3 protein-coding genes are annotated in these 5266 nt (G+C 45.3%); all 3 read right to left on the bottom strand.

Translation table 11 applies throughout. The annotated features are described in order from the left end of the window. A partial coding sequence (locus VIP81_RS17675; protein WP_331963813.1) for a PIG-L family deacetylase occupies positions 1-561 on the bottom strand: 561 nt, incomplete at its 3' end. A gap of 392 nt (positions 562-953) precedes the next feature. Then, positions 954-2399 carry a RagB/SusD family nutrient uptake outer membrane protein gene (locus VIP81_RS17670; RefSeq protein ID WP_331963810.1) on the bottom strand — a complete coding sequence of 482 codons (1446 nt, stop codon included), beginning with the start codon at positions 2397-2399 and terminating at the stop codon, positions 954-956. A gap of 7 nt (positions 2400-2406) precedes the next feature. Next, positions 2407-5266, bottom strand: a 2860-nt coding sequence (locus tag VIP81_RS17665) for a SusC/RagA family TonB-linked outer membrane protein (protein ID WP_331963807.1), incomplete at its 5' end; no start/stop codon positions are given.

Genomic DNA, 5266 nt, shown 5'->3' with positions numbered 1-5266 from the left:
TGCCGCGGCGGTGTATGCTTCTTCAGCCAGCATAGCGGAGGCGGTATGATGACCGTGCCCGGCGCGACTATCCGCCGGGAAACGGCAGATGATCACATCCGGTTGAAATTTACGGATCATATATACCACATCTCCCAAAATCTTTTCCCGGTCCCAGATGGTAAATGTTTCCTGGGGATTTTTGGAGAAGCCAAAGTCCTGTGCGCGGGTAAAGAACTGTTCAGCGCCATCGATACGACGTGCTGCCAGCAGTTCCTGGGTACGGATTAATCCGAGCAATTCGGACTGTTCATTCCCTACGAGGTTTTGTCCGCCGTCGCCACGGGTCAGTGACAGGTAGCCGGTGCGGTACAATTTCTCTTTTGCCAGGTAGCCTAACAGACGGGTATTTTCGTCATCGGGATGGGCGGCAATATACAATACGCTTCCCAGCGTATCGAGCTTTTTCAGTTGCAGTTTAATGTCAGCAGCATTCCATACAGGAGAAGGTTGTGCCATAGCAGGCAAACCCATTGCTGTCAGTAAAATTATAACCAGGGCGGTGTAACGTCTTATAAACATTTGGAAGTACGTGAATTTACAGATTGCCAAAAGTAATAATTAATTGGTGGGAGGAAAGGATAAATTGGTTGAGTGGTGAGCGAATTTTGTCTTTGTCCAGGATTATACTTGATTTAGATGATTTTTAGGATTTTATTTTTACAGGATTTAAAAAAGATGGCAGGAGATACCAGCGAATGACGTTATTCGCTGCTACAATCTTTTAATCTTTATAATCAAAAAATAAAAATCCTAAAAATCATCTAAATCATCTAAATCATCTAAATCAAGTATAATCCTGGACAAAGACAAAAAATAAAAGTCCCGGTTGGACCACCGGGACTTTATCTCTTCATAAGCAAAAACCAACCAGCTTAAAGCAAAAACCAATTATTAACAAAGGCGGTTTAGATTTATTTGTACCCTTCGTTCTGCTGGTTGCGTATATTGGGGTTAGCATCCAGTTCTCGTTGTGGGATGGGCAGTATCACTTTAGTACTGGGCCAGGCCACCTGTATCGTTTTATCACTCGCCAGATATTTGGTGAATGACTGTTTAGTTCGTATCAAATCAAATAAGCGATGTCCTTCAAAAGCGAGTTCCTTACGTCTTTCCAACTGAACAGCGTCCAGGAGTGCTTGCCCGGTAGCGGTTACCGGTAAGGCATTGCGATCGGCACGTTGTGCCACTACATTCAGGTCAGCCTGCGCTTCCGGAGCTTTTTCAAGGTGAGCCAATGCTTCCGCACGGATCAGGTACAATTCTGCCAGCCGCATCACTTTAATGCCTTCTGAGAAAGTAGTGACGTCACTGTATTTCGTGATCACATTGGCGGGATTTTCTCCGCCATTCCCTGCCCGTTTACTTTTCTGCAGAAAATTCCGTCGTACATCGCCGGCGGCATAGATATTAAATACATTATTTGTAGCCAGTACATCGCCGTAGCCGTCCTGGTTGAACATATACCCTAATCCATCGGTGCCGGCGTTATCTACCGGGGTATTGATGATCTCAAAAATCGTTTCGCTGTTGCCGGTTATTTTAAAATCGCTGACCAGTTTATCACCGGTGAGCAGCACATACTTATTGCTTTTGATCACCGCATCGGCCTGTGTGGCCGCGCCTAACCAGTCTTCCTTATATAGTAACACTCTTGCCAGCAGCGCCTTAGCCGAATAAGCATTGATTCTTCCGGAGGTAAAACTTGTACTCTTACTTTCTTCAAATTGCCGGATCGCTGTGGTCAGGTCGTTGATGATCTGCGCATAAGTATCTTTCATACTGCTGCGGGAAGGCGACTGAACAGCGTTTATATCCGTGACTGTAACAACGGGGATACCCATATGCGAGGCATCTGCTGTAAAATTATAAGGCTGCGCATACATACGGGACAGATCAAAAAATACCTGTGCCCTTACTGCATATGCTTCTGCCACTATCTGTTTTGCTTCGATACTATCTGTGACCGATGGTAGCAGCGTAATAGCAGGTCCTTTTGTAATGACCATATTAGCATTGGCTACCACACTGTATAATGCGTTCCACGAATCCGTAGTATACACATCATTGGCCGTCACAATGTACTGGTCCTGGTTGCGATAACGATTGGTGTTGATCACACTGATAAAACTATTGTCTGCTCTCAGATCCGGGAGCAGTGGCAGCGTTCTGCCATAGTAATTTGCATTCTGCATCAATGAATATACACCGCTGATCGCTGCCCGTAAACCAGGCAGGTCTCTGATAGCCTTATCTGTTTCGGTAGACTGGTCCGGCTTTAATTCCAGAAAGTCTTTGCTACAGGCACTTAACAAACCTGCCAGCAGTATCATGAAACCATATGTATATTTCTTTCGCATGACTATCTTAAAAATTTACATCCAGTCCTACCAAAAATGTTTTGAATACCGGCGGTCGTTGATCATAGTCTCCTGTTACCGGTACTTCCGGGTCCATCGTGAGGCGTCTATCTTTTACATATGTCCATAAATTATTACCGCGTACATATACTTTCACGTCGTTGATACTGGCTTTTTTCAGCCAGGTTTGTGGCAGGCTGTAGGCCAGCATCACATCTCTCAGGCGTATAAAGCTGCCATCGTAGAGGAAGCGGGACGATACCTGGTTGCTAAGGCCGGACTGAGTACCGCCGTATACCACTTTGGGAACGGAGGTGATATCACCGGGATGTTGCCAGCGGTTTTCGTAAGTGAGACGCGACATTTTTGCGCCACTGCCAAAACCGCCGCTACCGTCTGATTCGGTGAAAGGTCCCCAGTTATCGAATACTTTATTGCCCCAGTTATAGAAGAACTGAAAGCTCAGATCAAAACCTTTATAGCTAAAATAGTTGGTGATGCCGCCATAAAATTTAGGTAAGGCACTTCCCTGGTAAAATCGTTGCGCTTCGCCATAAGACTTAGTGGTAGCCGTTTTTGACGCATCTGTGTACCAAAGGGCTACACCTGTTTGCGGATCAGCTCCTGCAAATCCGACAGTGTAAAACTGGTAGAAGTCTTTTCCTACTTCTCTTCTGTAGTTGAGATAGGTAATCTGATTATCTAACCGGGTGATAGTATTTTTCAGCGTAGAGAAATTTGCATCCGTACGCCATGAAAATTCGTTTTCATTTTTAGCGATGATATTGCGGGAAGAAAGTGCGATTTCCATTCCGCTGTTTTTCATCTCTCCGTTATTCCTGAAAACAGTAGTAATACCATTAGAAGAAGATACCGGTACATTTAACAGCAACCGGGAAGTGGTTCTGTTATAATATTCGATGGTACCAGACAGGCGATTTTTCAATAGGGCGAAATCGAGTCCTATATTGAATGGCCTGTTCTGTTCCCAGGTAAGAAAGGAATTGGGGTATTGCGTGAGCACGTACCCCGGTTTCCCATTGTAATCATTTCCGGGACTATACAGCGATAAAGCTGCATAATTATCAATAGCCTGGTTTCCGTTGCTGCCATAGCTGGCTCTTATCTTTAATTCGTTGATACCTGATACATTTTGTAGGAATGGTTCCCTGTAAATATTCCAGGCCGTTCCGAGTGACCAAAATGCGGCACTTCTTTTCTGACTGCCAAACCGGGAAGAGGCGTCTCTCCTGATAGAAGCAGTGAGATAATATTTTTGTTTGTAATCGTAACTGTTATTCAGAAATACGCCGGTCAGGGAATTGGCATTAGACACAGACTTAACGGTTTCGGGTTTGGAGGCATCTGACAGCGATTCCATTCCTGGAAGCAGGTTAGATGCTTCTGACGCGTTGCCGGTATTGGTAGTTTTCTGTGCTTCATAACCGATGAAAGTATTGATGCCGTGATAGCCCCAACGTCTGTTGAACCGCAGGATATTAGTAGATACCCAGTTGTTCCATAAACTATTATTTACCGATACCCAGCCATTGGTATTTCTGCCGTCAGCGAAGCCCGGTGCAAAAAATAAATTGCTGCGGGCATAGTTGAGGTCAAGGCTGATTTTTGTTTCAAAAGAGAGAAAATCAGTAAATGCGTATTTGGCGGCGGCGCCTCCCAGCAGGCCATACGTGCTGCCTGTCCGGGAGTTCCCATCCATTATAGCTACCGGGTTAAAACTATTGTTATAACTAAAATCGTAGCTACCATCATTGTTGTAAACCTTCAGCCAGGGCTGTATCCGGACTAGTGAACGTACAGGGTTTGCCATGAGTCCCATATCGGCTACTGCGTTTGCACGCTGGTAGGATAAAGACAGGTTTACATCAAACGATAAACGGTTGGTGGCCTGGTTACTCAGATTCAGCTTACCTGTCATACGTTTATAGTCCACTCCTTTCAGGGCTGATTTGGAATCATATAACCCTCCGGAGACATAGAATTTTGTTTTATTACTTCCGCCTGCGGCAGATAAATTCGCCTGTGTATAGCTTCCATGGCGGGTCAACACGTCGATCCAGTTGGTATTTACTGTGGTATCCACGCCACGTGCGCGGATTTCCTGCTGGAAGCCAGCTTCTCCTGTGCCATCTGCCTTGTTGGTCCAACCTTCCCGCAATAGTTCCATCATCTCTTTAGTATTGAGCGGATAGTTGGCTTGCGGAATCGTCAGTTGGTTGCTACCTCTTTGAATGGAGGCGCTGATTTTTGTTCTGCCCTGACTGCCGGTTTTGGTGGTAATTAAAATTACCCCGTTGGCAGCGCGGGAGCCATAGATCGAGGCAGATGCGGCATCTTTTAAAATGGAGATAGAGGCGATATCTGCGCTGTTGATTCCTGCCAGGGAATTAACATTGTAATCTGTAAGATTATCCGTTACTACGGGCACGCCGTCTACCACATAAAGTGGTGAGCTACCTGCCGTAATGGATCCAATACCACGAATATGAATACTCGGTACGGAGCCGGGTTGACCGGAGCCGTTGGTAGATTGTAAGCCGGTTACATTGCCTTGTAAGCTTTCCTGGAAGCTGCTACGGGGTGCTTTATCATACAATGAAGCATTTACCATAGTAGCTGATCCTGTCAAAGAACTTCTTGTTTGCACCGCATAAGCAACTACCACCACTTCATTCAATCCTTTGGAATCGTCTTTCAGTACAATGTTGAAGTGCGTATTATTATTTACCTGCACTTTTTGTTCTTCATAACCTATGAAGGAACAGATCAATGTTGCTGAAGAAGGCGTTTCCAGATGGAACTGACCATTTTCATCTGTAGTCGTGCCCTTATTTCCGCCTGCAATA

The sequence above is a fragment of the Chitinophaga sp. genome, from assembly GCF_036566945.1.
GTDB lineage: Bacteria > Bacteroidota > Bacteroidia > Chitinophagales > Chitinophagaceae > Chitinophaga.
This window is presented reverse-complemented; position numbering and strand designations above follow the sequence as displayed.

Coding starts and splice junctions, on each gene's coding strand:
- VIP81_RS17670 (WP_331963810.1), bottom strand. CDS start 2,399: ATGCGAAAGAAATATACATATGGTTTCATGATACTGCTGGCAGGTTTG.